The organism is Streptomyces sp. JNUCC 63 (genome assembly GCF_054366325.1).
This window is the reverse complement of sequence record NZ_CM135963.1, coordinates 7462749-7485352: the sequence shown is the minus strand read 5'-3', so window position 1 is coordinate 7485352 and position 22604 is coordinate 7462749. Positions and strand designations below refer to the sequence as shown.

Genomic DNA, 22604 nt, shown 5'->3' with positions numbered 1-22604 from the left:
CGGCCTGCGACGATGACCGTACTGATCCTGACAGGCGAGGAGGACGTGACGGCGGACATGGTGGTGGTGCACCTGAACGCCTCCTCCGTCCCGGTGGTCCGGCTGGACCCGGCGGACCTGACCGCGGGCGTCGCCCTGTCGGGCGAGTACGTCCACGGCTCCTTCCGCGGCCATCTGTCCGCCGGCGGGCGGCTGGTGAGCGTGAACGGCCTGCGCTCGGTCTGGGTGCGCAGGCCGGGGGTTCCGGCGGCCCGGGCGGCGCAGCCCTCCGCCTGGCTGACCGAGGAGGCCACGCAGGCCCTCTACGGGATGCTGCGCGGCTGCGCCGCCCGGTGGATGAACCATCCCGACGCGGCGCGGCGCGCCCGGCACAAGCCCTGGCAGCTGCGGCTCGCCCAGCGCAGCGGCCTGCCCGTGCCGGCCACTGTGATCACCACGTTCCCGCAGGCCGCCCGGGAGTTCGCCGAGCGCTTCCCGGACCTGGTGGTCAAGCCGGTCTCCGGCGCGCATCCCCAGGAGCCGCCGAGGGCGGTGCCGACCAGCCGGGTCGCGCCGGACACGGACTTCGGCGCGGTGGCCTACGGGCCCACCCTGCTGCAGCGCAGGGTCGCCAAGCGCGCCGACATCCGGCTGACCGCCGTCGGCGACATGCTGCTGGCCGCCCGCAAGGCGACCCCGACGGACGCCGACCCCGACGAAGTGGACGTCCGGTTCGCCGCGTCCGATACGCCGTGGCTGCCGGCCGGGGTGCCGCCGTGTGTGGCCACGGCCGTGCGCACCTACCTGCGGGAGGCCGAGCTGGCCTACGGTGCCTTCGACTTCGCCGAGGACGCGGACGGGACGTGGTGGTTTCTGGAGTGCAACCAGTCCGGGCAGTTCGGATTCATCGAGGTGGAGACCGGCCAGCCGATCGCCCGCACCATCGCCGAGTGGCTGGCCCGTCCCACCCCTGAGGACCACGATCCCGTCAACGGCAGGCGCACCGTGGCTCCTTGACCACAGGCACGCCGTGCCACAAAAGGCCCGGCGAAAACACAGAAGCCCCCGCCCACCTGCCCTTGTCCGCGCGGACGTCAGACGGCCAGGGACAGGCCGCCCTCGCCGTCCGCCTCCGTGGCGGCCTCCGTCGGCCGCCCCGGGGCGAGCAGCAGCGCGTCCGCCTTGCCGATCGCGTCGTCGATGCTGGTGGTGCCCATCATGACGCACAAGGTGTAGCTGACGTCCGCCAGTTCCCGAGCCGTCTCTGCCCGCTCCCTCTCCGCCTGAGCGATCTTCAGCGATGCGTATCGAGTCAGCAACGTCCTGACGATCTTCGGGTCCGGAATCAGCACGGAGCGCCCCTCTCTCGATTTTTGCTGCTCATGCCCCAGGCACGCCGTGCCATGCATGCCGGCCGCCTCATGGGCACGCCTTTGACCGGATTCCGTCGTTTTCCGGTGGCTCGGCCACCGGTCGCCACCAGGGGCCCGTCGGCGCTACCGGCCCCGGTCCTCGGAGCCCCGCCCCGTCACCGCGCGGCGCTCTCTCGCGGTCATGCCGCCCCAGACACCGTCGTACTCACGGTTGCGCAGGGCCCAGCTCCGGCACTCGCGCAGCACGGGACACCGGTGGCACACCGCGCGGGCCTGTTCTGCCTGCCGCAGCGACAGGCCGCTCTCCCCGAGCGGGAAGAACAGTTCGGGATCCTCGAAGCGGCACGCCCCGCGCTCGCGCCAGTTCATCTGTGGGCCAACACTCACCAGGACCTCCGCTCACACTCGGCCGCACTTGTCCGGGCAGCTCCCGTCTGCGGCGACAGGACACCGCACGACCCGGCAGAGGTATCCGCAATATAGGTGCATTTCGGTCTCGCGGCCAAGGTCCTGTGCGCCGTTCGAGGGACGTGCACAGAAGAACGCGGCGCCGTGAACCCCGAGGAACGGAGGGTTTGCGCCCGAGAGGGGATTCCGACGAAAAAATGTTCGTGCTGGTGGCCGAATCGAGTGGTCTCCCAGCGGACGGGGCGGCCCGGAGATTCCGGGCCGCCGCTCACTCGGCGAGCGCGTCGGCGAGCTCCGTCGTGGCCCGGGCGATGTCCTGGTCCCGGTCCGCCAGCAGCGCCGGCAGCGCGCCGCTCCGGGCGCGCACGGCCTGCCGCGCTCTGCGCTCCCACACCACGGGGTTCTCCCGGCGGTTGAGGACCTTGGGGTAGACCGCGGCGACGCTCTCCCACTGCCGGGCGTCGGCGATGTTCTTGAGCAGCTGGATGATCTGCGGACGGCAGGTCACCCGCGGGAGCTGGGCGAGCTCCCACAGGAACGGGACCGTGGCGGCGGTCGCCTGTTCCACGACGAAGCCGTACTGGCAGATTCGTTTGCGCAGCTCCTCCAGGGCGGCGCGGGCGGTGCCGGCATCGCCGCAGGCCACGTCGGCCAGCAGCAGGGGGATGGCGGCCGCGGAGCCGGTGGAGTCCCTGATCTCGTTCCAGGGCACCCGCCCCAGGGCCGACAGGGGCGCGGCGGCGGCCACGCCGGTCGACGGCGTCGCGCGGTCGGTGCGCTGCGTGCTCGGCTGCTGCGTCGGTGCGGTGCGCATGGCGTCGGGCCTTTCAGCGGCGGTCGTATGGGGGCGCATCTTCCTGATGCGACGTCAGCCTGCGGCGTCCACCGAGGGGTTGACGCCCCGGCTATTATCCACGCCAAGGGCGTCCGCGTGCAATTGCACGCGAAATTTCTCGTGAAAGTGCGCGGGCGCGGGAACGTGAACAGCAAGGAGACTGCGGTGCCACCAGTGCGGAACGGAGTGCGGGCGAGCTCGTTGGACGCCCGCTGGATCAAGAGCCGGCACAGCAATGCCGAGGGCAACTGCGTGGAGGTCGCCGCTCTGGTCGGCGGCGGCATCGCGGTGCGCAACTCCCGTGATCCCGACGGCCCCGCCCTGGTCTACACCCCGGCGGAGGCGGCCGCGTTCCTGGCCGGCGCCAAGGAGGGCGAGTTCGACCATCTGCTGTGAAGCGGAAGGGAGTTGCCGACTTGTGCGGGCGCGTGCGCTGCGCGACGGGGCGGTGCGATAGTGTAACCCTCAAGTCTGCCGGTCCACTGGGAGTCAGGATGTCCGCCGAGCCGCATCGCCTCTCCCGTCTCGAACCCTATCTGGACCGGCCCGAGCCGGCCCCGACTCTGCTGAAGATGCTGGTCGGCGTCCAGCTGGCGGGCTTCCGCGAGGACGCCGGCCTGTCCCAGGAGCAGGCGGCACGGGAACTCGGGTTCAGTGCCGCGAAGCTCTCGCGCATCGAGTCCGGCAAGGGACGCCGCCCACCGGCGGAGGGCGACGTCCGCTCCCTGCTGCGGCTGTACGGCACCGACGACTACGAGTCCTCGGTCCTGCTCAAGCTGCTGCGGCGGGCGGGCGAGCCCGGCTGGTGGCAGCGCTACGACAAGCGGCTGATGCCCGAGTGGTTCGACCGGCTGGTCGGCCTGCAGGAGGCGGCCGCCGCGATCCGCACCTTCGAGATCCAGTACGTCCCCGGTCTACTGCAGACCGCGGCGTACACCCGGGCCGTGGTGGAGCGCGGCCTGCCGACCGCCTCGGCGAGCGAGGTGCAGCGACGCGTGGAACTGCGTACGCAGCGAGCCCGGTTGCTGCTGCGTCAGGACGCTCCGCAGCTGTGGGCGGTCATCGACGAGTCGGTGCTGCTGCGTGTGCTGGGCAGCCGCGAGGTCATGCGTGAGCAGCTCGACCATCTGATCCGGATGGCACGGCGCCCCAATGTGACCATGCAGATCATCCCGTTGGACGTGACGAACGCGTCCGCGCCCGGCATCCCGATCACCTACCTCCGCTTTGGCGGGCTCGACCTGCCCGACGTCGTCTACCTCGAGCACATCAGGAGCGCCAACTTCCTGGAGGACCGCGACGAGACGGAGGAGTACCGGATCGCCCTGGACAGGCTGGCCGACGAGGCGCTGACGCCCCAGGAGTCCCTGGCGCTGCTGCGCAGGACGGCCAACGACCGCTACTCCCCCGCTCCCTGAGCGACGCGGCTCAGCGGATCAGGCCTATCCCGCCGAACTCCACCCATTCGTGGGTGAGCTGACGGGGAGCCACATCGGTGTCCGGCCGCCAGGTGGACACCTCCACCAGGCCCGGCTCGAGGATCTCGAGTCCCTCGAACCACTCGGCGACGTCCTTCTCCTGGCGCACCCGGCCCCAGTGGCCCTGCGTGGCCTGGTCCATGAAGTCGGTGACGAAGGCGCGTACTTCCGGGTCCTCGCTGACCAGTTGGCACATGAGCACCAGGCTGCCCGGCGCGAGCCGTTCACGTACGCGGCGGGCCACCGCGAGGGGGCCGTCTGCGTCACTGTCCGGGATGCAGTGGAACACCGAGTTGAACAGCACGGCCACCGGCTGCGAGAAGTCGATCAGGCGCCGGGTCTCGGCGTGCGAGAAGATCTCGTCGGTCTGCCGCAAGTCGGCGTGGATGACGGCGGTGCGCTCGTCCTGCTGCAGCAGGGCCCGCCCGTGGACCAGCACCATCGGGTCGTTGTCCACGTAGACCACGTGTGTCTTGGGGTCGACGCGCTGCGCGACCTGGTGGACGTTGTCCTGGGTGGGCAGACCGGAGCCGTGGTCGAGGAACTGGCGGATCCCGTACTCCTCGGCGAGCACGCGGACGGCGCGCTGCAGGAAGCGCCGGTTGTTGAGGGCGAGGCGGCGGGTGCTGGGGACGACCTTGTCGAGTTCCTCGCACGCCGCGCGGTCCGCCGCGTAGTTGTCCTTGCCGCCCAGATAGTGGTCGTACATTCGCGCGGCCGTCGGCACGTTCTCGTCAATGTTCGTGAACAGCTGGTTCTCCGCAGGCATCGATCCCCCAGACTCGCCGATTCCACCGCGCCAACTGGGCCGGTTCGACTGAGAGTACAGCGCGGGGAACCCGCCGTCCGCCCGAACGGGTCCACTGTTGAACGGCACTTCACGACCGCCTCGGCATCCGCCCCGATCGTCACGAATCCTTCACCGCACCGCGCCCATCAACGGCGTGGTTCGGAGCACCCGGAGTCCTGTGTCGGCCGAGGGGACGTCGTGATACTTGTCGCTGTTCTGTTGCTGCCGCTTCTGTCCGTGCTGCTGCTGGTCATGGACCGCATGGAGGACCGGGTACTCGCTCCCGGTCCGGCGCGGGGCCGCCATGCCGGGCACCGCAGACATCTGCGCCTGATCCCGGGTGGCCGACGCGGCACCGGAGCCGGCGCGAGCCCGGCCGCGCCCGAACCGGGTGAAGACCTCCCCGGGGACCCGCACCGAGCCGCATGACTCCGCTTCCTGCCACACGCTCACCGACGGCCGGCCCGCAAGGGCCGGCCGTCACTCTGTTCGGCGCGGCGGAGAGACAGCGGCGAGCTGTACCACGCAGGCGCCCGGCGCCCGTGGCGGGCGCCGGGCGCGGTCGGGATGGCTCAGGCGTGTCGATGGGAGCTCCGGTTGCCCGTGAAGAGCCGGTACAGCACGAGCAGGATCAGGGAGCCGACGATCGCGGCGATCCAGGTCGACAGGTGGAAGAAGCCATTGATCGACTCGACGCCGAATATGACCTTCCCCAGCCAGCCGCCCAGGAGCCCGCCCGCGATGCCGATCAGCATGGTGACGATGATGCCGCCCGGGTCCTTGCCCGGGAGGAGCAGCTTGGCGATGGCGCCGGCCAGCAGGCCGATCAGGATCCAGGCGATGATGCCCACTTCTCCTCCACAATCCGTCGGAAGTACGTGCCCTTATCGGATGCACACAACGGGCGCAGGCAAACCTGGCATGCGCATTTCGGACGCTTGAGTGGCCCTCAAGGCCGGATCAAGCCTTGACCGAGGCCCGTTCGGTTTTCAAGCGACCGCAGGTCATGGGGATCTGAGTGGCCGACAGACCGGTTGGCGCGGGTGGTTGAGATGCGTACCATCAAGGCTCAACGGCGGGCTGAGAGCGCTCTCATCGCTCGTACCCACTCCTCTCTCCCGGTTCGCCGTCACCCCACGCACGCACGACAGACACCAAGGAGACCCCCCACATGGCCTCTCGACACCAGCGCCCCCTCGGCCGCAGGAAGTTCCTCGCCGCTCTCGGCGGCGCGGCGGCGGCCGCGCCCGCAGTCGCCGCGATCGCCCCTCACGCCCTCGCGGGCACGGCCTCAGAGAGCGGGACGTCCGCCGCGCAAGCGCTTCCGCTCACGATCGTCAACAACAGCGGAGCCTTCGACAACGCCTCCGTCCACGTGTACATCGTGGGCAACCAGGACGGCCGGCAGGTCCGCGTCACCCCCGACGGGACGCTCGCGCCGATCGCCCTGTCGGACAACGGCGGCGACGGTTTCACCGACTACGCGATACCCCTGGCGGGCAGCGGCGAGACCCGGCTGTCCCTGCCACGGATGTCCGGCCGGATCTACGTCGCCCTCGGGCAGAAGCTGAAGTTCAAGGCCGTCACCGACGGCAACGGCAACGCCGCCCTGCAGTACCCGGCGGGCTGGGTGTCCTCGGACCCCAACCATCCCGTCCTGCACGACTGCGCCGAGTTCACGTACAACTCCGCCGGCATGTTCTGCAACACGACCATGGTCGACATGTTCAGCGTGCCGCTGAGCATCCGTCTGACCGGCGCCCAGGACCGGACGACGGGCACCGTGCGCGGCGGCGGGCGGGCAGCCGCGTTCGCCGCGCTGCGGCAGGTCGAGGAGTTCTCGAAGCTCGTCGTGGACGACACCCGTGTCATCGCCCCCGGCCACGGCCTGGACGCGGGACTGTTCGCCGAGGACTACTTCGCGCCGTACATCGACGAGGTGTGGAGCACCTACACGGGCACGGACCTCACGGTCACGACCGGCGCGGGCACCTTCACCGGCCGGGTGCGCGGCGGGCGGCTCACCTTCGACGGCCCTGCCTCCGTCGGCTTCGACAAACCCTCCACCCGGGACGTCCTGTTCTGCGACGGCGCCCTCGCCGCGCCCAACGACGGTACGACGGGTCCGGTCGCCGCGGTGCTCGGCGCCGGTTTCAACCGCTCGGCCCTGCTGGCCACGGCCGCCCAGCCGGTGACCGACGCCGCCTCCTTCTACCGCACCGAGGTCACCAACCACTACGCCAAGGCCATGCACGCGGCGACGGAGGACGGCCGGGCCTACGGGTTCGCCTTCGACGACGTGGCGGACTTCGCCTCGTACATCCAGGACACCGCCCCGAGCCGGATCCGGCTGACCCTCTCGCCGTTCTAGGGACAGGCCCTGACCCGGCCGGCCTGCCGCTCCGGGGCCCGCGGGTCCCGGCGTGCGGGACTGGGGGCGGCGTAGCAGCGTGGTGGTGTGCTGAAGCTGTCTGCCCTGGTTCCGCGCCGGGATCCGCACCGGCGTGGCTGGCTGCGCGGTGCCCCGCCGCCGGGCTGGGTGCGCGCGCTGCCGATCGTGCTGGTCGTCGTCGTGTGCCTGGCCACGCTGCTGAGCCCGAACCCGCTCGAGATCGGCTTCCTGCTGGGCGCCATACCGCCGCTGGCCGTGCTGTCCTACGGGCCGGTGGCGACCGCGCTGCTGGGCTGCGTCGTGGTGGTCCTGCTGAGCGTGCCGGCCTTCCAGCTGGACCGGCCCGGAAACACCGACCTGGAGACGGTCACGTTCGTCGCCGTGCTGAGCGTGTTCCTGTCCTATGTGCGCAGCCGCCGCGACGCCCAGCTGGGCCTGGAGCGCACGATCGCCGAGGCGGCGCAGCGCGCGGTCGTCCCGCCGCTGCCCGAGCAGGTCGGTCCGGTGCGGTGCGCGGGCCTGTACCGGGCCGCGCAGCGCGGGACGCTGGTCGGCGGGGACTTCTTCGACGTGCGGCGCGGGCCCGTGGGGGTGCGGGCGGTGATGGGGGATGTGCAGGGGCACGGCCTCGCGGCGGTGTCCACGGTCGCCTCGCTGCTGGGCAGCTTCCGGGAGGCGGTGCTCGACCGACCGGATCTGACCGCGGTCGCGGCCGCCCTGGACCGCCGGCTGGTGGTGGACTCGGAGGAGGTGCGGCACGCGGAGCTGTTCGCGACCGCGGTGCTGCTGGAGTTCCCCGGCGACGCGCGATCGGTGCGGGTGGTGACCTGCGGCCATCCGCCGCCGGTGCTGCTGCGCGACGGGAAGGCCGAGGAGGTCGAGGTGGCGCCGTGGACGCCCCTGGGTCTCGGCCTGCCCGACAGCGTTCCGCGGCAGAACGGGCTCACCGTGCCGCTGCGCCCCGGTGACGTGCTGTTCCTGGCCTCCGACGGTGTCACGGAGGCCAGGGACTCCCACGGCGCGTTCTACCCGCTGCTCGACCGGCTGCCCCGGCTCGCCGCCCTCGACCCGGTGGTGCTCGCCGACCATGTGCTGGCCGATCTGCTCGCGTACTGCGGCACCGTCAGCGACGACGTGACGATGCTGGTGCTCACTCCGCGCCCGCCCGAGGGCCGGTGAGCCCGGCCGGTCAGCCCACGTCCCACAGGAACCGGTGGGTGTGGATGCCGAAGTAGGGGAACGACTGCACCTGCCGGACGCCCTCGATCGGCCGGACCACGTCGTTGACGAAGTCCAGCAGGTCCCTCGGGCCGGGGGCGACCACTTCGACGAACAGGTCGAATCCGCCGGAGGTCAGCACCGAGTAGATCACTTCGGCTCGCCCGGCCAGTTCGTCGGCGACCGCCCGGGGGTCGCCGTCCACGCCGATGCCGAGCAGCGCCATGGCCTGTCCGCCCATGGCCATCGGGTCGGTCACGCCGACCACCTGGACGGCCTTGGAGTCCAGCAGCCGCTGCAGCCGCTGACGGGCCGCGGACGCGGAGAGGCCGACCTTGGGCCCGAGGTCCGCGTACGCGATACGTCCGTCGGTCTGCAGCTCGCGCAGGATGGCCCGGTCGATCTCGTCCACGTGCGTCGCTCTCCCTCTCCGGCCGGCTCGGCCCAGCGTAGTGCGGCCGTCAGCCGTGCAGTTCGGACAGGGCGGCGGCGAAAACCTCGGTGTGGGTGTCGACGTCCTGCTCGGTGGTGTCGGGGCACATCAGCGCCATGTTGTGGAACGGCGTGAGCAGGATGCCCCGGTTGGCCAGGTAGAGGTGGAGGAAGTCCTCCAGCTCGGGGTCCGCGGCGGCGGCCGACTCGGTGCCGGTGCGCGGGGCCGGGTCGGCGAAGCGGTACTCGGTGCGGGCGCCGAGGCGGCTGACCGACCAGGGCAGGGCGTGGGCGCCGATGCCGGCCCGGACTCCGGCCTCGAAGCGCTCGGACAGCTTCGCCATACGGGCGAAGGCGTCGTCGGTGAGGACGTGCTCGAGCGTGGCGCGCGTCGCGGCGATGGACAGCGCGTTGCCCGCCAGGGTGCCGCCGACACCGCCCATGTCCACCAGGTCCAGGTCGGCGCGGCCGAGCAGCCGGTCGGCGAGGCCGGCGGACAGGCCGTAGGCGCCGGCCGGGATGCCGCCGCCGATCGCCTTGCCGATGGTCAGCAGGTCGGGCTCCAGGTCCCAGGCCGCGGTGCAGCCGCCCGGTCCCGCGGAGAAGGTGTGCGTCTCGTCGTTGATGAGCAGCGTGCCGTACTGCCTGGTCAGCTCGCGTACGCCGGCCAGGTAGCCGGGCTCGGGCAGCACGATGCCGATGTTGGTGAGCGCCGGTTCCATGAGGACGGCGGCCACGTCGCCGTGGGCGAGCTCGCGCTCCAGCTGATCCAGGTCGTTGAACTCGGCGACCCGGCTGGTGAGGGTGACGTCGCAGGGTGCTCCCACGTTGCCCTCGCGGGCGGTGCCGTGCCCGTCGGGGCCGACGACGATGAGCGACTCGTCGACGCTGCCGTGGTAGCAGTAGCTGTTCACCAGGATCTTGGGGCGGCCGGTGACCGCGCGGACGAGCCGGATCGCCCAGCGGTTGGCGTCGGTCGCGGTCAGCGAGAAGCTCCAGCGGGCGAGTCCGAAGCGCCGGGTGAGTTCCGCGCCGACCCATTCGGCGTCCTCCGTGGGCAGCATCGCCGTCGCCCCGCCCAGCTCGGCGTACCGCCGCGCCACCGCCTCGGCCACGGGCGCGGGCGAGTGGCCCGCCATGGCGCCGGTGTCGCCCAGGCAGAAGTCGATGTACTCGTGTCCGTCGACGTCGGTGATCCGGGCGCCCCGGGCGGAGTCCAGGTAGCGGGGGAAGGCGCCGGCGGTCTTGTTCATCCAGGTCATCGGCACTCGGCCGAAGAGGTGGTCGGCGCGGTCGTAGGCGGCCTTGGAGCGCGGGTTGCGCCGCTCGGCCTCGGCGCTCTCGCGGGCGAGGAGGTGGTGCAGGCGGGTGCGGTCCATGGGATGTCCTGATGGTCGAGGGCGGCGGATTGTGGGGATCGTACGATCGAATCAGCTGTATGAGCAAGAGTCTGCTGTGGATACGCGCGTCACTGCGAAGGATTCACGCGCAAGGGGATGTAACTCGTACTCCCCTTGCCGAGGGCGGAGGCCGGTCGTTCCATGGGCGTATGCGTCCCTGCATCGCCGTCGCCGGGCCCGGACAGGCCTCCGCCCGGGAGGCGGAGCTCGCCCGGCAGGTGGGTGTGCTGCTGGCCGGGCGGGGAGCGGTCGTGGTGTGCGGGGGCCTGGGCGGGGTCATGGAGGCGTGCGCGGAGGGTGTGCGGTCGGCGGGCGGTACGGTCCTCGGCCTGCTGCCCGGGCGTGGCCGGGCCGCGGGGAACCCGCACCTGAGCGTCGCGGTGGCGACCGGGCTGGGCGAGCTGCGCAACGGGGTGCTCGTGAACACCTGCGACGCGCTCATCGCGGTGGGCGGAGGCTGGGGCACGCTCAGCGAGGTGGCGCTGGCCCTGCGGGCGGGCAAGACGGTGGCCCTGCTGGGCAGCTGGGCCCTCCCGGAGGCTCCGTCCGCGACGGGCGGGAGTCACGGGCCGATCGAGGTGGCGACGCCGACGGCGGCTGTGGAGGCGGTTCTGCCCTCCTCCTGAACCTGCTGGAACGAGCGGCCGGGACCCGCTCACCCTGATGCCGGGTCGGCGTGCGGCCGACGGGCCGTCCGACGACTTCCGGAGCGGAAACATGACCGGTGCGACCTGGGCGCACGGCGTGAAACGGCCGGCCACGGATGGCGTCCCGCCAGGTGGTGCAGGGGATCGAGGCGCCGGAATCCGCAGGTCGGGGACGACGGCCCCGCCGGATCGGGTGTTCAACCCGCCTCAACGGGACGCTTCGCGGGCTGCCGCCTCCACGGCGACCGCCGTGGGACTCACACCGGAACACGAAGCGCTTGCTCCCCTGCACCACGTCGTGGGACACGACCCGGCCGCGGCGGCGCCGGACCCCCGGGCGTGCAAGCGGACGACGCCTCCGCCCGCGCCGGGGGCGCGGCCCATCACCGGACGAGTGACGCCCGAGCGGCGTGCCCCGAGGACCCGAACCGGCCCCGAAGCCTTCCAGGACCGGCTCCACCGGCCGGGACCCGCCGCCGGGACACCATCCCCGCCCGCACCGGCCCCGGCGTGGGCGGGCCGGGGCCGCATGACGGGATCGGCCGGATCGCACGCACGACGGCCCGGACGTCGGCAGCCGTGTTGCCGTGCGCGGTGCGGGCGGACGCGTCGCGGCCGGTCCGGCGCGTGCGCTCAGGGTGCCGGGGCGCAGCCCGCCGCGGGGACGGGGGCCGAGCGGGTGGCGGTGGGGGGTGGGGACGTGCGCGGGGACGGGAGTGTCACGTGGGCGGGCCCGGGCCTCATGAGGCCGGGACGGCGGTTGCGCAGGAGCGCGCCCGCCCCGATCGTTCCGGCGATGAGGACGCCGCCGATCACCAGGGCGCCGCGGGCACCCGCCGTTTGCATGAGGACGCCGAGCAACGGGGGGCCGATCAGGCTCCAGCCGGTGCTGGCGCTGCGCCATACGCCGAGGACGCGGCCCCGCATGTGCGGTGGGGGGTCGGTCTGCAGGACCGTCGTGCCGGCGGTGTCGGAGACCGACTCCGCCACCGCCATCGGGGCGACGAGCAGCAGCAGGATCCACAGCGTCGGAGACAGACCGGCGGCGATCTGCAGGAGCGCGCCCGCCGCGGCGAGGGCGCCGACGAGCCGTACGGAGGGGCTGTGCAGCCGTCCGGCCAGGACCGCCCCGACGACACCGCCCACGGCCAGCACCGTGGACACCGTGCCGAAGGCACCGGCGGCACCGCCGAGCGGCCCGGTGACCAGCACGGCGAGGGTCAGGGCGTAGTTCCGGCCGAAGACGCTGCTGATCGCGGTGATGCCGGCCAGGGCGACGAGCCGGGGGCGGCGCAGGAAGAAGCCGAGGCCGTCACGGGCGCCCGTGCCGTGCCGGCGCGATGCCGAGGCGGCGGTCCGGGGCCGGGACGCGCCGGCGGGCGCCGGTTCCCGTCCCGCGTCGGGGTGCGGACGCAGGAAGGGGATCACCGCCGCGACGGCCAGGAAGGACAGTCCGTTCGCAGCGTACGCCGCCCCTGGACCCCACCAGGAGACGACCACGCCCGCCAGGGCGGTGCCGCCCACCCGGCCGGTCCCGCTGATCATCGAGCCCAGCGCGATCGACGAGGGCACGTCCTTGGGAGGTACGAGGTCGTTGCCGAGCAGGGCGCAGGCGGGTGCGTCCACGGTGGCGATCAGCCCGGTGACGGCCGCGAGCACCATGAGGACCGGCACCGTCAGCCGGTCGGTGAAGACCAGACCCGCGGTGACGAAGCCGACCACGGCGAGCAGGGCCTGGCTCACCGAGGCGGTGAGCCGGCGCGGCCAGGCGTCGACCGCGGCGCCGCCGACGAGCCCCAGCAGGAGCCCGGGCGCCGCCTGCGCGGACAGCGACAGGCCGGTCGCCGCGGCGGAGCCGGTGAGGTGGAGGACCAGCAGGTTCTGCGCGGTCAGCTGCATCCAGGTGCCGGCGTTGGACACCAGGTTGGCCGCGGACCACCAGCGCATGTCGCGGTGGCGCAGGGCCCGCCAGGTGGAGGACCAGCAGGTTCTGCGCGGTCAGCTGCATCCAGGTGCCGGCGTTGGACACCAGGTTGGCCGCGGACCACCAGCGCATGTCGCGGTGGCGCAGGGCCCGCCAGGGGGCACGGTCCTCGCCCGTCGCCGTGGTACGCGACCGGCGCCGGGGCGAGAGCAGGAGCACGCGGCGCGCGGCGGTGGCGGGCACGGACGAGGCAGGAAGGGTGGGTGAGGGCACGGTGGGGCGCTTCTCGCATGAGATCCGGACGACTGCCGTGCTGTGCCGCCAGGGGCGGCTCGGCGGTGAGACGTGGTCCGGCACAGCGGCTGCCCATCTTCACAGACGCCACGGGCCAGTCGGTGCGGACCACGGCCGCCACGGGCTGCCACCCGCCCCAACTGCCGCCGTACGGGGCGGAGTCGGCAGTGCGGTGGCGTTCCTCACAGCACCGCGCGGTGTTGTGACCTGCGTCTCGGGGCCCGGCGGAACGGGACCGGTCCCCCGTTCCGGTCCCGCCTCCGCGACCCGACGAACTTACGTGCCCAGTGAAATCGTTGGGTACCGCGCCGATGCCCTTTCCGCCCGGCCGAGGACTCACCCGTGCACAAGTGAGTCCCGAATGCCCGCCTTCACCCTCCTTCGAGAGCGGGCGGATCGAGGTCACCGACCGCGAGATGCGCCAGGACGACCTCGTACAGGTCGCTGCCGGCGGCGAGGAGCTGGCGTTCGAGGACGGGCTCCGCACCGCGCACGTGCTCCCGGACGGTCTGCGCGTGGATGCCGAGCAGCTGCGCGGCGCGCTCGGAGTTGCCGCCGGCGGTGATCCAGGTGCGCAGCGTGCCGCGCAGATCCCGCGCGTCGGTCCTCAGCCGGCCGAGGAGTTCGTGCGCCCAGCCACGCAGCGCCGGACCGGCCAGCAGGTCGCCGAGGCGTACGGCACCCGGCCGGGGCGCCGCCTCGGCGGCCGGCTGGTGGCCGAGGCCCGCCTGGGTGTTCAGGGCGAGGTGGACGGCGGCCCGGACGGTCAGGCGGCTGAAGTCCGTGCCGAGCAGCGCTTCCACCCGTTCCATCCGGGCGCGCACCGTGTTGCGGCTCACACCGAGGACCTTCGCGGCGCTGACGGCGGTGAACTCCAGACCCAGCCGGGTGGTGGCGAGCAGTTCGGCGCGCGTGTGGTGCGGCAGGGTGTCCAGTGGCCGCAGCAGCCGGGCGGACCAGGCGTGCAGCGCCTCGGGGTCCATGAGGCGCTCGGGGTGGGTCCGCTCGGCGTACACGGCCGCACGGTCCGGGCGGAACCGGGCGACCGCGAGCGCGCTCACGGCCTGCCCGTACGCCGTCGCGGTCCGGGCCAGGCTGTGCCGGATGCTGCCGCCGAGGAACGTGTGCGGCCGCCCGCCCACCAGCGAGCGCAGCTCCCGGCCGACGGTCTCGGCGGGCGCGAACACGATCACGTGTTCGTCCACCGCCGGGCAGCGCACCACCAGGGCCTGCCCCTCGGTGGCGTCCAGGCACTCGGCGGCCAGCAGGTCGCGTTCGCCGCGGTGGGTCTCGACGACGTAGACGCACGCGGTGTCCGCGTCGAGCAGGCCGGGCCACAGGCCCGCGGCCACCCGGCGGGCCGAGACGGTGTCCTCGACCATCAGCAGCTGCAGGATGGCCAGCCGCAGCGCGAACGTGGCCTGTTCGAGGCGGCGTCCGGCCGCGGTGGTCTCGTGGGCCCGCAGCAGCAGTTCGAGCACCGCGGCGGTGCGGGTGACCATCTCGGCGGCCTGCCGGTCGAAGGGGTCGGCGCGGGAGACGGCCAGGACGCCGGCCGAGGGCGGGCGCGGACCGCCCACGCGCACCAGACGGACGTGGCGTCCCCGGTCCTGCAGCGCGGCGGAGGCGAACCGGCCGGTGGCGACGTCCGCGACCAGGTCCTCGTCCAGGGTCGGCGGCTCCCCGGCGAGGAGGGTGCCGGCACCGTCCAGGAGGCAGGCGGTCCCGCGCGTGGATCCGGCGAGCCAGGCGACGACCTTGCGCACGTCCCGCCCGGCCGGCCGCAACTGGTCGAGGAGTTCCTCGGCCCAGGACGCCCGCGGGCCTTCTGGTCCCCGGGCCCGTCCCCGGGCCCGTCCCTGAGCCCGTCCTGAGGCTAGTCCCGGGGCTTCTCCTGGGACCCCGTCGGTCCCGTCCTCGCGCCCGGCCATGTCCGTCCTCTCCTCCGTCGCATGTCCGTGGCTTTGACCTCGGCTTTTTCGGTCGGGGACGTTACCAGCAGGTGGCACGGCAGTCCGGGGCCGGGCATCCCGCACGGCCCCGCGAGCGGGAGGTGAGGCGGCTTCGCCGGCGGATCACGGGGGGAGGTGAGTGGCCGGCGAAGCCGCCTGCCCGGGGCCGGGGGGACAGCACCCGAGCGGTGTATGAGTGCTGGTTCCCCGGGATCCGCCGCGTACGCCTGGAAAGTTGAAGCGTGTTGCTCCGCAGGCGGCGTACGGGTGCGCGCGGCGCAGGAGCGGAGACAGGCCGCCTGCACGGCGACCGCCGGCGCACGGCATAAGCTCGGTGAATGGCGAAGTATTTCGACGTGCACCCCGACAACCCCCAGCCGCGCTCCATCCGCCAGGTCGCGGACAGCGTGCGCGAGGGGGCGCTGATCGCGTATCCGACCGACTCGTGCTACGCCCTCGGCTGCCGGCTGGGCAGCCGGGACGGCATCGAGCGGATCCGGGCGATCCGCCACCTGGACGACCGGCACCACTTCACCCTGATGTGCCAGGACTTCGCGCAGCTCGGCCAGTTCGTACGGATCGACAACGACGTCTTCCGCGTCATCAAGGCGTCCACACCCGGCAGTTACACCTTCATCCTGCCGGCGACACGGGAGGTGCCGCGCATGCTGCAGCACCCGAAGAAGAAGACCGTCGGGGTGCGCATCCCCGACCACGTCGTCACCCAGGCCCTGCTCGCGGAGCTCGGCGAGCCGCTGCTGTCCAGCACGCTGCTGCTGCCCGACGAGGAGGAGCCGATGACGCAGGGCTGGGAGATCAAGGACCGGCTCGACCACGTACTGGACGCGGTGGTCGACTCGGGCGACTGCGGGACCGAACCGACCACGGTCATCGACTTCTCCGGCGGGGAGGCCGAGGTCGTACGGCGGGGGGCGGGCGACGTCTCACGGTTCGAGTGAGAATCCGGCCGACGGCGAATTCCCCAGCGGCGTGGTGAAGTTGGGCGCGAAGCTGCCGAAGCGTGCGGGGTCGGAGGGAAGTTGACCTTCGCAGGCCCCGCCGTACGGCCACCCAGGGGGCGTTGTTACGGTGCACGACGTGTCCGAGTCCTCACGCGATACCGTTCCCATCAACACTCACTCACTCACTCACGCCAGAACACACTCATGCGCTGTTCTGTGGCAGCAGTTCACAACCCCGTCGGCAGCACCGACGACTACGGCCCCAGGTTCTTCGGTCGTGCTCCACGACGTGGTGCAGGGGATCAAGCGCTTCGCGTTCCGGTACGAGGCCCACGGCGGTCTCCGTGGAGGCGGCAGCCCGCGAAGCGTCCCGTTGAGGCGGGTTGAACACCCGATCCGGCGGGGCCGTCGTCCCCGACCTGCGGATTCCGGCGCCTCGATCCCCTGCACCACCTGGCGGGACGCCATCGTTCTTCCGTCCGTACCGGGACCATCCCGCGCCGATCTACGCGGTCCCCGGCAACCACGACTGGTACGAGGACCTCGGCGGTTTCAGTCGTTCCCGCGTCTGGACGTCACCCCGGAGGCGGCGCGGCTGCGCTGCTTCGCGGCGACCGGTCTGCGCGCCCAGGAGGTCGACCCGCCGGTCGAGGACGAGGCCGTCATTCCGCTGACCTGAGCCGGCCGGGGCCGGTCACCAGCGGCCCGGCGCGCTGCCCGTGATCGGCTCGGACGGCCTGCCGTCCACCCCGACCGGTACGTCACCGGTGAGCATCACCCGGTGCATGATCCGCGGGTGGCCGAGGTGGGCGTTGTCGCCGGGCGCGAGGTGGATGGTGGCCCGGTTGTCCCAGAAGGCCACGCTGCCGGGCTCCCAGCGGAACCGGACCGTGTGCTCGGGCCGTACCGCCTGCTCGAGCAGCATCCACAGGATCGCCGCGCTCTCGGCGCGGGAGAGGTCCTGGATCTGCTCGACGTATTGACTTGCTCCTCGAGCTGAAGCCCGAGGATTTTGGCCTTCCGCTCCGGTGTCTGTGCCGCTACGCGGCACGGGTTCCGGTGCGGATTCCGTGGCTTCCTGCTTCACCGCGCTGTGCCGGACCGAGGTCCGGTCTTATCGGCGCTCCACAGGCTGTCACCGCCAGTCCGGCGGCCTGTTTGATGTTGATGGCGGCGTTGTGGTCCCGGTCGTGGACCGTGCCGCAGGCGGTGCAGGTCCATTCCCGCACCTGCAGGGGTTTGGGCCCGTCGCGGTGGCCGCAGGCGGAGCACACCTGGCTGGTGGGCTCGAACCTGCCGACCTTGACAAAGGTGCGCCCGTACCTCTGAGCCTTGTAGGCGAGCATGGTCACGAACTGAGACCAGCCCGCGTCGTGGATGCTCTTGGCCAGCCGGGTGCGCGCCAGGCCGCCCACCGCCAGGTCCTCCACCGCGACCGCTTGGTTCTCACGGATCACTTTCGTGGAGAGCTGGTGGTGGAACTCGCGGCGCGCGTCGGCCACCTGCGCATGTGCGCGGGCCACCTTCCGGCGGGCCTTCTCCCGGTTCCTGGATCCTTTCTGCTTGCGGCACAGTGCCCGCTGCGCCTTCTTCAGCCTCTTCTCCGCCCGGCGCAAAAACCGCGGGGAGTCGATCTTCGTGCCGTCGGACAGGACGGCGAAGTGGGCCAAGCCCAGGTCGATTCCGACGGCGCTGTCGGGGTTCGGCTCGCCGAGCCGGGTCCGGTCCTGTTCCGGGTCGGTGTCGATGACGAAGGATGCGAAGTACCGCCCGGCCGCATCCTTGATCACGGTGACTGAGGATGGCACGGACGGCAGAGCCCGTGACCAGCGCACCCGGACCTCGCCGATCTTCGGCAGGCTCAGCCGGCTGGCCCCGGTGATCTTCCAGCGGGCGTTGGCGGTGAACCGGATCGCCTGCCTCGCGTCCTTGCGTGACCTGAACCGCGGGGCGCCCAGTCTCGGGCCCCTGCGTTTCCCCTTCAGGGAGGCGAAGAAGTTGCGGTAGGCGGCCTCGGCGTCGCGCAGCGCCTGCTGCAGCACCACCGCGGAGACCTCGCCCAGCCAGCGCCGCTCCCGGGTCTTCTTCGCCTCGGTGAGCAGCGTCCGCGACAAGACTCCCGCGGTCGGGAACGGCTCGCCCGCCGCCCGGGCCCGCTCCCGCGCGGCGACCGCGTCGTTGTACACCACCCGTGCGCACCCGAACGCCCTCGCCAGCGCGATGCGCTGACCGGGTGACGGGTCGAGACGGAAGGCGTACCGAAGCTGCATGATCCGGACGCTAGCACCAGCCACGGACAGCCCGGGGCGGATCAGCTGAATCCGGCTCCGCCGGAACGATCCGGCGACGCTCCGCGTCGCAACCGCCGGATTCGCCTCACCACCGGCGTGAACGCCGGTGCACTGCGAATGAGTCCCGGTAGCTACGCCTTCGTACGGACCCGGCCCCGAGGAGACCGTGGCGGGCCTGCCGGGCGACCTGGAAGGGTGAATGGGCGTCAGGAGCCGTGCGCCGGAGGTCTATCGTGTCCGGCATGTCCGTTACGGAACTGATCCGCATCGTCTCCCGCGACTCCCCCATGGCGCTCGCCCAGGTGGAACGGGTCCGCGCCGAACTGGCCGCCGTGCACCCGGGTGTGCGCACCGAGGTGGTCCCGGTGAGGACCACCGGCGACAAGTGGCCGGGCGAGCTGTCGAAGGTCGAGGGCAAGGGTGCGTTCACCAAGGAGGTCGACGCCGCGCTGCTGACCGGCGAGGCGGACCTCGCAGTGCACTGCCTGAAGGACGTGCCCGCCGACCGGCCGCTGCCGGCCGGCACGGCGTTCGCCGCGTTCCTGAGGCGGGACGACATCCGCGACGCCCTCGTCCACCCCGGCGGGCTCACCCTCGACGAGCTCCCGGCGGGCACCCGGATCGGCACCTCCGCGGTGCGCCGGACCGCCCAGCTGGCCGCGACGCACCCGCACCTGCGGTGCGTGCCGCTGCGCGGCAACGCGAACCGCCGGCTGGAGAAGCTGGCGGCCGGCGAGGCGGACGCGCTGCTGCTCGCCGTGTCCGGTCTTCGGCGCATCGGCCGGCCGGATGCGATCAGCGAGGTGCTGTCCCCGGAGACGATGATGCCGCCGATCGGCGCGGGCGTCCTCGCCCTGCAGTGCCGCGAGGACGACACCGGGCTCATCGAGGCCGTGAGCGCGCTCGGCGACCCGGACACCCACCGCGCGGCCACCGCGGAGCGCATGTTCCTGCATGTGCTGCAGGGCCACTGCAACAGCCCGATCGCCGGGTACGCGCGCGTGGACCGCGGCGGAGAGCTCTCCCTGCGGGCCTGTGTCTTCACCCCGGACGGCAAGACCCGGCTGAACGCCCACGAGTGGGCGGGCCGGCTGGACGCGGCCACGCTCGGTACGTCGGTCGCCGTGGCCCTGCTGCGTCAGGGCGCCCGGGAGGTCATCGACGGCATCCCGCACTGACCGCACTGCCCCGGCGGGGCCCGGCGGGGTCAGCCGGCGGTGCCCGGTCCGGCCTGGTCGCGCAGGAAGTTGCTGATCTGGTGCGCCAGGCCGCCGGCCGTGCCTGCCGTGTGCGCGCCGGCGCCGACGGACTCCTCGTGCACGCCGATGCCGCCGGTCCACAGCCTGCGCTCGGCCCACTCGTCGTCGACCCGCAGCTGCACCTGGACGTCGATCTGGGACAGGGCGGCCTCCGGTCCCGCCACGTACAGCACCGCGGTGGCCCGGCGCAGCGGATAGACGTCGTAGCCCTCGATGAACTGCGAGTTGCGCCAGTCGACGAACGCGCCCTCCCCGTCGGGACCGATCCGCACGTCGATCTGCCCGTCCTCCAGGTGGACGCCGAAGCACCGCCCGCCGCGGTTCTCGACGGTGATGCGGAGGCGGAAGTACGTCAGCCCCTCGGCGGCCTCGTCGCGTCCGCGCGGCGGCTCGGCCTGCTCCAGGCGGTGGACGCGGACCCGCAGACCGGCATGCTCGTCGTACTCCTGCCAGTCCCCGACCACGTTCGGCTCGTACACAGTGCACCTCTCGACTTCCAAGAGCTGCTTCCTATCCGTGCGCTCAGTGCACTGTCAAATGAACGGAATGTGCCGTGTCCTGGGAATTCTCCTTCTTTGATCGCTGATCAAGCCGTGTGCAGGAAGAATCCGCCGCCGGGTCCCGCGGCCGCCGGCGGGGGCGTGCCGCACATCACTCCGGTGGCCGCCCGCCGGACGCCGTCAGCGGGCCAGCCGGCCGAGCAGCCCGGAGGCCGCGGTGATGCCGAGCGCGGCGGCCACCACGAGGACCGCGAAGTCGGCGGCCAGGTGCGCGGGGGTGCCGAGCAGCAGCCCGCGCAGGGCGTCGACCTGGTAGCTGAGCGGGTTGGCCCTGCTGACGGCCTGGAGCCAGCCGGGCATGACGGCCACCGGGTACAGGGCGTTGGAGCCGAAGAACAGCGGCATCGTGATCGCCTGGCCGATGCCCATCAGCCGGTCGCGGTTGCGCACGATGCCGGCGATGGTCATGGACAGGCAGGAGAAGAACGCCGAGCCGAGGACCACGGCCGCCGCGACCCCGAGCAGCCGCAGCGGGTTCCAGGTCAGCGCCACGCCGAGCAGGGCGGCGATGAGAACGACCACGACGGCCTGGATCAGTGACTTCACCCCGGCCGCGAACGCCTTGCCGGTGACCAGGGCCGAGCGCGGGGTCGGGGTGACCAGGAGCTTGTCGAGGACGCCGGCGTCGCGCTCCCAGATGATCTGGATGCCGTAGAAGATGGCGATGAACATCGCGGACTGGGCGATGATGCCGGGCGCCATGAAGTCGATGTACGGGACGCCGCCCGTGGGGATCGCCCTGATGCGGGTGAAGGTCTGGCCGAAGATCAGCAGCCACAGGGCGGGCTGCACCGCGCGGGTGTAGAGCTCGGTGCGGTCGTGGCGCAGCTTCTGCAGCTCCACGGCGCACAGGGCGACGACCCGGGCGGGCAGCAGCCGCCGGCCGGCGCGGGGTCGCGGCGGCCGCACCAGCAGGCCGATGCCGTCGGTGCGGGCGGGGTCAGCCGACGCGGCGGGCGGTGCGGCGGGTGCTTCGGACATCGCGGAAGTCTCCTGAGGAGTCGTCGAGGCCGCTGCCGGCGACGTCGCGGAAGACGTCCTCCAGCGTGGGCAGCGGGTCCGTGGCCGGGGCGCCGTGGGCGCGGCGGCGTTCGCCGAGCCCACGGCGCAGCTCGGCCGGGGTGCCGAGCGCCCGGATGCGGCCGCGGTGCATCAGGCCGACCCGGTCGCAGTACTGGTCGGCCTCGTCCATGTAGTGCGTGGTCACCAGGACCGTCATGCCGGTGGCGGCGCGGACGGTGTTGATGTGCTCCCACACCCCGGTGCGGGCGATCGGGTCGAGGCCGATCGTCGGTTCGTCGAGGATCAGCAGACGGGGCGCGCTGACCAGGGCCTGGGCGAGTTCGAGGCGGCGGACCATGCCGCCGGAGTAGGTGTTCGCCAGCCGCTCGGCGGCGTCCGCGAGACCGACCGCGGCCAGCGCCTGGGCGACGCGGGCGGCGCGTTCCCGGCGCGGGACGTCGAAGACGCGGGCGAACAGGGTGACGTTCTCCCGGCCGGTGAGGGCGGCGTCGGCGGACAGTTGCTGGGGGACGTAGCCCAGCAGGCGCCGTACGGCCATACGGTCGCGGGCGGCGTCGTGGCCGAAGACGCGGACCATGCCGGAGGGCACCGGCAGGAGCGTGGTGATGCAGCGGATCGCCGTGGTCTTCCCGGCGCCGTTCGGGCCGAGCAGCCCGAACACCTCGCCCTGACGCACCGACAGGTCCAGGCCGTCGACGGCCTTCGTCCCGCCGAAGGCGTAGGCGAGCCGGGTGCAGGTGACGGCGTCGTCGGCCGGTGCGGCAGCGTTCCGGGTCATGGCCGGCCGGCCTCCTCGCGCAGGTTCTCGGCCAGCCTGCGCAGGGCGGGGACCACCATGCGCAGGGCCTCCTGGTCCGCCTCGTCGAGCCGGTCCACCTGGCGGCGGACGAGCTCGGCACGCCGCTCCCGCCAGTCGCGCAGCCGGGCCTGCGCGGCCCCGGTGAGCAGCAGGCGTGCGGCCCGCCGGTCGGCGGGGTCCGTCTCCCGGACCAGCTGACCGCCCCGGACCAGCTGGTTGACCAGCGTCGAGACGGAGTTGCCCGCCAGGTGCAGCTCCTTCGCGGCCTCCGACACGCCGATGCCGGGACGGGCCTCGACCAGGCGCAGCAGCTCGACCTCGGCGCCGCGCAGCCGCGCCACGGTCAGCCCGGCGCGCAGCCGGCGGCGGATCAGCCGCTGGACGCCGACGAGCGCGTCGGCCAGCTCTTCGGGGAAGGTCTGCGCGGTCCGCGGGTCCGAGTCCACGTGCCCGACGCTACCTCTGTAGGAGAGGTAACGACCCCAAGAGAGGGTCAAGAGCGGCGCGAGTGCGTCATTGAAATGCTCAGAATTTCCTCCGGTGGCGATTCTCCGGCTGCTGGTCGACAATTAAGAATCGTGCGGTCGC

At 72.5% G+C, this 22604-nt stretch carries 23 protein-coding genes and 1 pseudogene; 9 read left to right on the top strand and 15 right to left on the bottom strand.

All coding sequences use genetic code 11. The features are described from left to right. The first annotated feature begins 12 nt into the window (after window positions 1-12). Entirely contained in the window at window positions 13-996 is a 984-nt protein-coding gene (gene tgmB, locus ACX25U_RS34595; RefSeq protein WP_454385908.1) for an ATP-grasp ribosomal peptide maturase, read from the top strand. Between the two features lie 77 nt (window positions 997-1073). On the opposite strand, the gene ACX25U_RS34590 is transcribed toward tgmB, so the two are convergent. The 3 genes from ACX25U_RS34590 to ACX25U_RS34580 form a co-directional block, all read right to left on the bottom strand. Beyond that, a complete protein-coding gene (locus tag ACX25U_RS34590) occupies window positions 1074-1331 on the bottom strand; it encodes a DUF5133 domain-containing protein (protein ID WP_454385907.1) in 258 nt (85 codons plus the stop codon). 144 nt (window positions 1332-1475) lie between these two features. Continuing rightward, a complete protein-coding gene (locus tag ACX25U_RS34585; protein ID WP_454394646.1) occupies window positions 1476-1721 on the bottom strand; it encodes a WhiB family transcriptional regulator in 246 nt (81 codons plus the stop codon). A 307-nt stretch (window positions 1722-2028) separates the two neighbouring features. After that, complete coding sequence (locus ACX25U_RS34580; RefSeq protein WP_454385906.1) at window positions 2029-2574, bottom strand: hypothetical protein; 546 nt, start codon at window positions 2572-2574, stop codon at window positions 2029-2031. A gap of 186 nt (window positions 2575-2760) precedes the next feature. Between ACX25U_RS34580 and ACX25U_RS34575 the strand changes: the two genes are divergently transcribed. Then, window positions 2761-2991, top strand: a complete 231-nt coding sequence (locus ACX25U_RS34575) for a DUF397 domain-containing protein (RefSeq protein ID WP_454385905.1) — start codon at window positions 2761-2763, stop codon at window positions 2989-2991. A gap of 98 nt (window positions 2992-3089) precedes the next feature. Continuing rightward, window positions 3090-4013: a helix-turn-helix domain-containing protein gene (locus ACX25U_RS34570; protein ID WP_454385904.1), complete on the top strand. Its 924-nt coding sequence runs from the start codon at window positions 3090-3092 to the stop codon at window positions 4011-4013. A gap of 10 nt (window positions 4014-4023) precedes the next feature. Here the strand turns inward: ACX25U_RS34570 and ACX25U_RS34565 are convergent, their stop codons facing one another. Next, window positions 4024-4842 (bottom strand): SAM-dependent methyltransferase, encoded by an 819-nt coding sequence (locus ACX25U_RS34565; RefSeq protein ID WP_454385903.1) that lies wholly within the window; start codon window positions 4840-4842, stop codon window positions 4024-4026. 219 nt (window positions 4843-5061) lie between these two features. Between ACX25U_RS34565 and ACX25U_RS34560 the strand changes: the two genes are divergently transcribed. After that, on the top strand, window positions 5062-5292 hold the full coding sequence (locus ACX25U_RS34560; protein ID WP_454385902.1) for a hypothetical protein: 231 nt from the start codon (window positions 5062-5064) through the stop codon (window positions 5290-5292). Between the two features lie 143 nt (window positions 5293-5435). Here the strand turns inward: ACX25U_RS34560 and ACX25U_RS34555 are convergent, their stop codons facing one another. Next, window positions 5436-5714, bottom strand: coding sequence for a GlsB/YeaQ/YmgE family stress response membrane protein (locus ACX25U_RS34555; RefSeq protein ID WP_454385901.1), 279 nt, complete (start codon window positions 5712-5714; stop codon window positions 5436-5438). Window positions 5715-6034: 320 nt separating this feature from the next. Here ACX25U_RS34555 and ACX25U_RS34550 point away from each other — a divergent pair, with 320 nt between their 5' ends. Both ACX25U_RS34550 and ACX25U_RS34545 read left to right on the top strand, forming a co-directional pair. After that, window positions 6035-7234: a beta-1,3-glucanase family protein gene (locus ACX25U_RS34550; protein WP_454385900.1), complete on the top strand. Its 1200-nt coding sequence runs from the start codon at window positions 6035-6037 to the stop codon at window positions 7232-7234. Window positions 7235-7321: 87 nt separating this feature from the next. After that, window positions 7322-8434, top strand: coding sequence for a PP2C family protein-serine/threonine phosphatase (locus tag ACX25U_RS34545; protein WP_454385899.1), 1113 nt, complete (start codon window positions 7322-7324; stop codon window positions 8432-8434). A gap of 10 nt (window positions 8435-8444) precedes the next feature. Here ACX25U_RS34545 and ACX25U_RS34540 read toward each other — a convergent pair whose 3' ends face one another. Both ACX25U_RS34540 and ACX25U_RS34535 read right to left on the bottom strand, forming a co-directional pair. Beyond that, window positions 8445-8885, bottom strand: coding sequence for an Lrp/AsnC family transcriptional regulator (locus ACX25U_RS34540; protein WP_454385898.1), 441 nt, complete (start codon window positions 8883-8885; stop codon window positions 8445-8447). A gap of 49 nt (window positions 8886-8934) precedes the next feature. Further along, window positions 8935-10284, bottom strand: a complete 1350-nt coding sequence (locus ACX25U_RS34535; protein ID WP_454385897.1) for a transaminase — start codon at window positions 10282-10284, stop codon at window positions 8935-8937. 170 nt (window positions 10285-10454) lie between these two features. Here ACX25U_RS34535 and ACX25U_RS34530 point away from each other — a divergent pair, with 170 nt between their 5' ends. Further along, window positions 10455-10931 (top strand): TIGR00725 family protein, encoded by a 477-nt coding sequence (locus tag ACX25U_RS34530; RefSeq protein WP_454385896.1) that lies wholly within the window; start codon window positions 10455-10457, stop codon window positions 10929-10931. Between the two features lie 654 nt (window positions 10932-11585). On the opposite strand, the gene ACX25U_RS34525 is transcribed toward ACX25U_RS34530, so the two are convergent. Beyond that, a complete protein-coding gene (locus tag ACX25U_RS34525; RefSeq protein WP_454385895.1) occupies window positions 11586-12899 on the bottom strand; it encodes an MFS transporter in 1314 nt (437 codons plus the stop codon). Window positions 12900-13541: 642 nt separating this feature from the next. Then, window positions 13542-15101, bottom strand: coding sequence for a helix-turn-helix domain-containing protein (locus tag ACX25U_RS34520; RefSeq protein WP_454385894.1), 1560 nt, complete (start codon window positions 15099-15101; stop codon window positions 13542-13544). A gap of 359 nt (window positions 15102-15460) precedes the next feature. On the opposite strand from ACX25U_RS34520, the gene ACX25U_RS34515 reads away from it, so the two are divergent. Continuing rightward, complete coding sequence (locus ACX25U_RS34515; protein WP_454385893.1) at window positions 15461-16081, top strand: L-threonylcarbamoyladenylate synthase; 621 nt, start codon at window positions 15461-15463, stop codon at window positions 16079-16081. Window positions 16082-16778: 697 nt separating this feature from the next. On the opposite strand, the pseudogene ACX25U_RS34510 reads toward ACX25U_RS34515, so the two are convergent. Both ACX25U_RS34510 and ACX25U_RS34505 read right to left on the bottom strand, forming a co-directional pair. After that, window positions 16779-17063 (bottom strand): annotated as a pseudogene (locus tag ACX25U_RS34510) (TauD/TfdA dioxygenase family protein); the annotation flags it as partial. A gap of 61 nt (window positions 17064-17124) precedes the next feature. Next, complete coding sequence (locus ACX25U_RS34505) at window positions 17125-18354, bottom strand: RNA-guided endonuclease InsQ/TnpB family protein (RefSeq protein WP_454385892.1); 1230 nt, start codon at window positions 18352-18354, stop codon at window positions 17125-17127. Window positions 18355-18617: 263 nt separating this feature from the next. Between ACX25U_RS34505 and hemC the strand changes: the two genes are divergently transcribed. Continuing rightward, window positions 18618-19553: a hydroxymethylbilane synthase gene (gene hemC / locus ACX25U_RS34500; RefSeq protein WP_454385891.1), complete on the top strand. Its 936-nt coding sequence runs from the start codon at window positions 18618-18620 to the stop codon at window positions 19551-19553. Window positions 19554-19582: 29 nt separating this feature from the next. Here hemC and ACX25U_RS34495 read toward each other — a convergent pair whose 3' ends face one another. The 4 genes from ACX25U_RS34495 to ACX25U_RS34480 all read right to left on the bottom strand — a co-directional run bounded on the left by ACX25U_RS34495 (window position 19583) and on the right by ACX25U_RS34480 (window position 22462). Next, the gene (locus tag ACX25U_RS34495) at window positions 19583-20113 is read right to left on the bottom strand and encodes a hypothetical protein (protein ID WP_454385890.1); all 531 of its coding nucleotides are present in this window, start codon (window positions 20111-20113) and stop codon (window positions 19583-19585) included. A 201-nt stretch (window positions 20114-20314) separates the two neighbouring features. Continuing rightward, a complete protein-coding gene (locus ACX25U_RS34490; protein WP_454385889.1) occupies window positions 20315-21175 on the bottom strand; it encodes an ABC transporter permease in 861 nt (286 codons plus the stop codon). After that, the gene (locus ACX25U_RS34485; protein WP_454385888.1) at window positions 21135-21995 is read right to left on the bottom strand and encodes an ATP-binding cassette domain-containing protein; all 861 of its coding nucleotides are present in this window, start codon (window positions 21993-21995) and stop codon (window positions 21135-21137) included. Before ACX25U_RS34485 ends, ACX25U_RS34490 begins: the two co-directional genes overlap by 41 nt. Further along, the gene (locus ACX25U_RS34480; RefSeq protein WP_454385887.1) at window positions 21992-22462 is read right to left on the bottom strand and encodes a MarR family winged helix-turn-helix transcriptional regulator; all 471 of its coding nucleotides are present in this window, start codon (window positions 22460-22462) and stop codon (window positions 21992-21994) included. The genes ACX25U_RS34485 and ACX25U_RS34480 overlap by 4 nt, the downstream gene beginning before the upstream one ends. Between the last annotated feature and the right edge of the window lie 142 nt (window positions 22463-22604).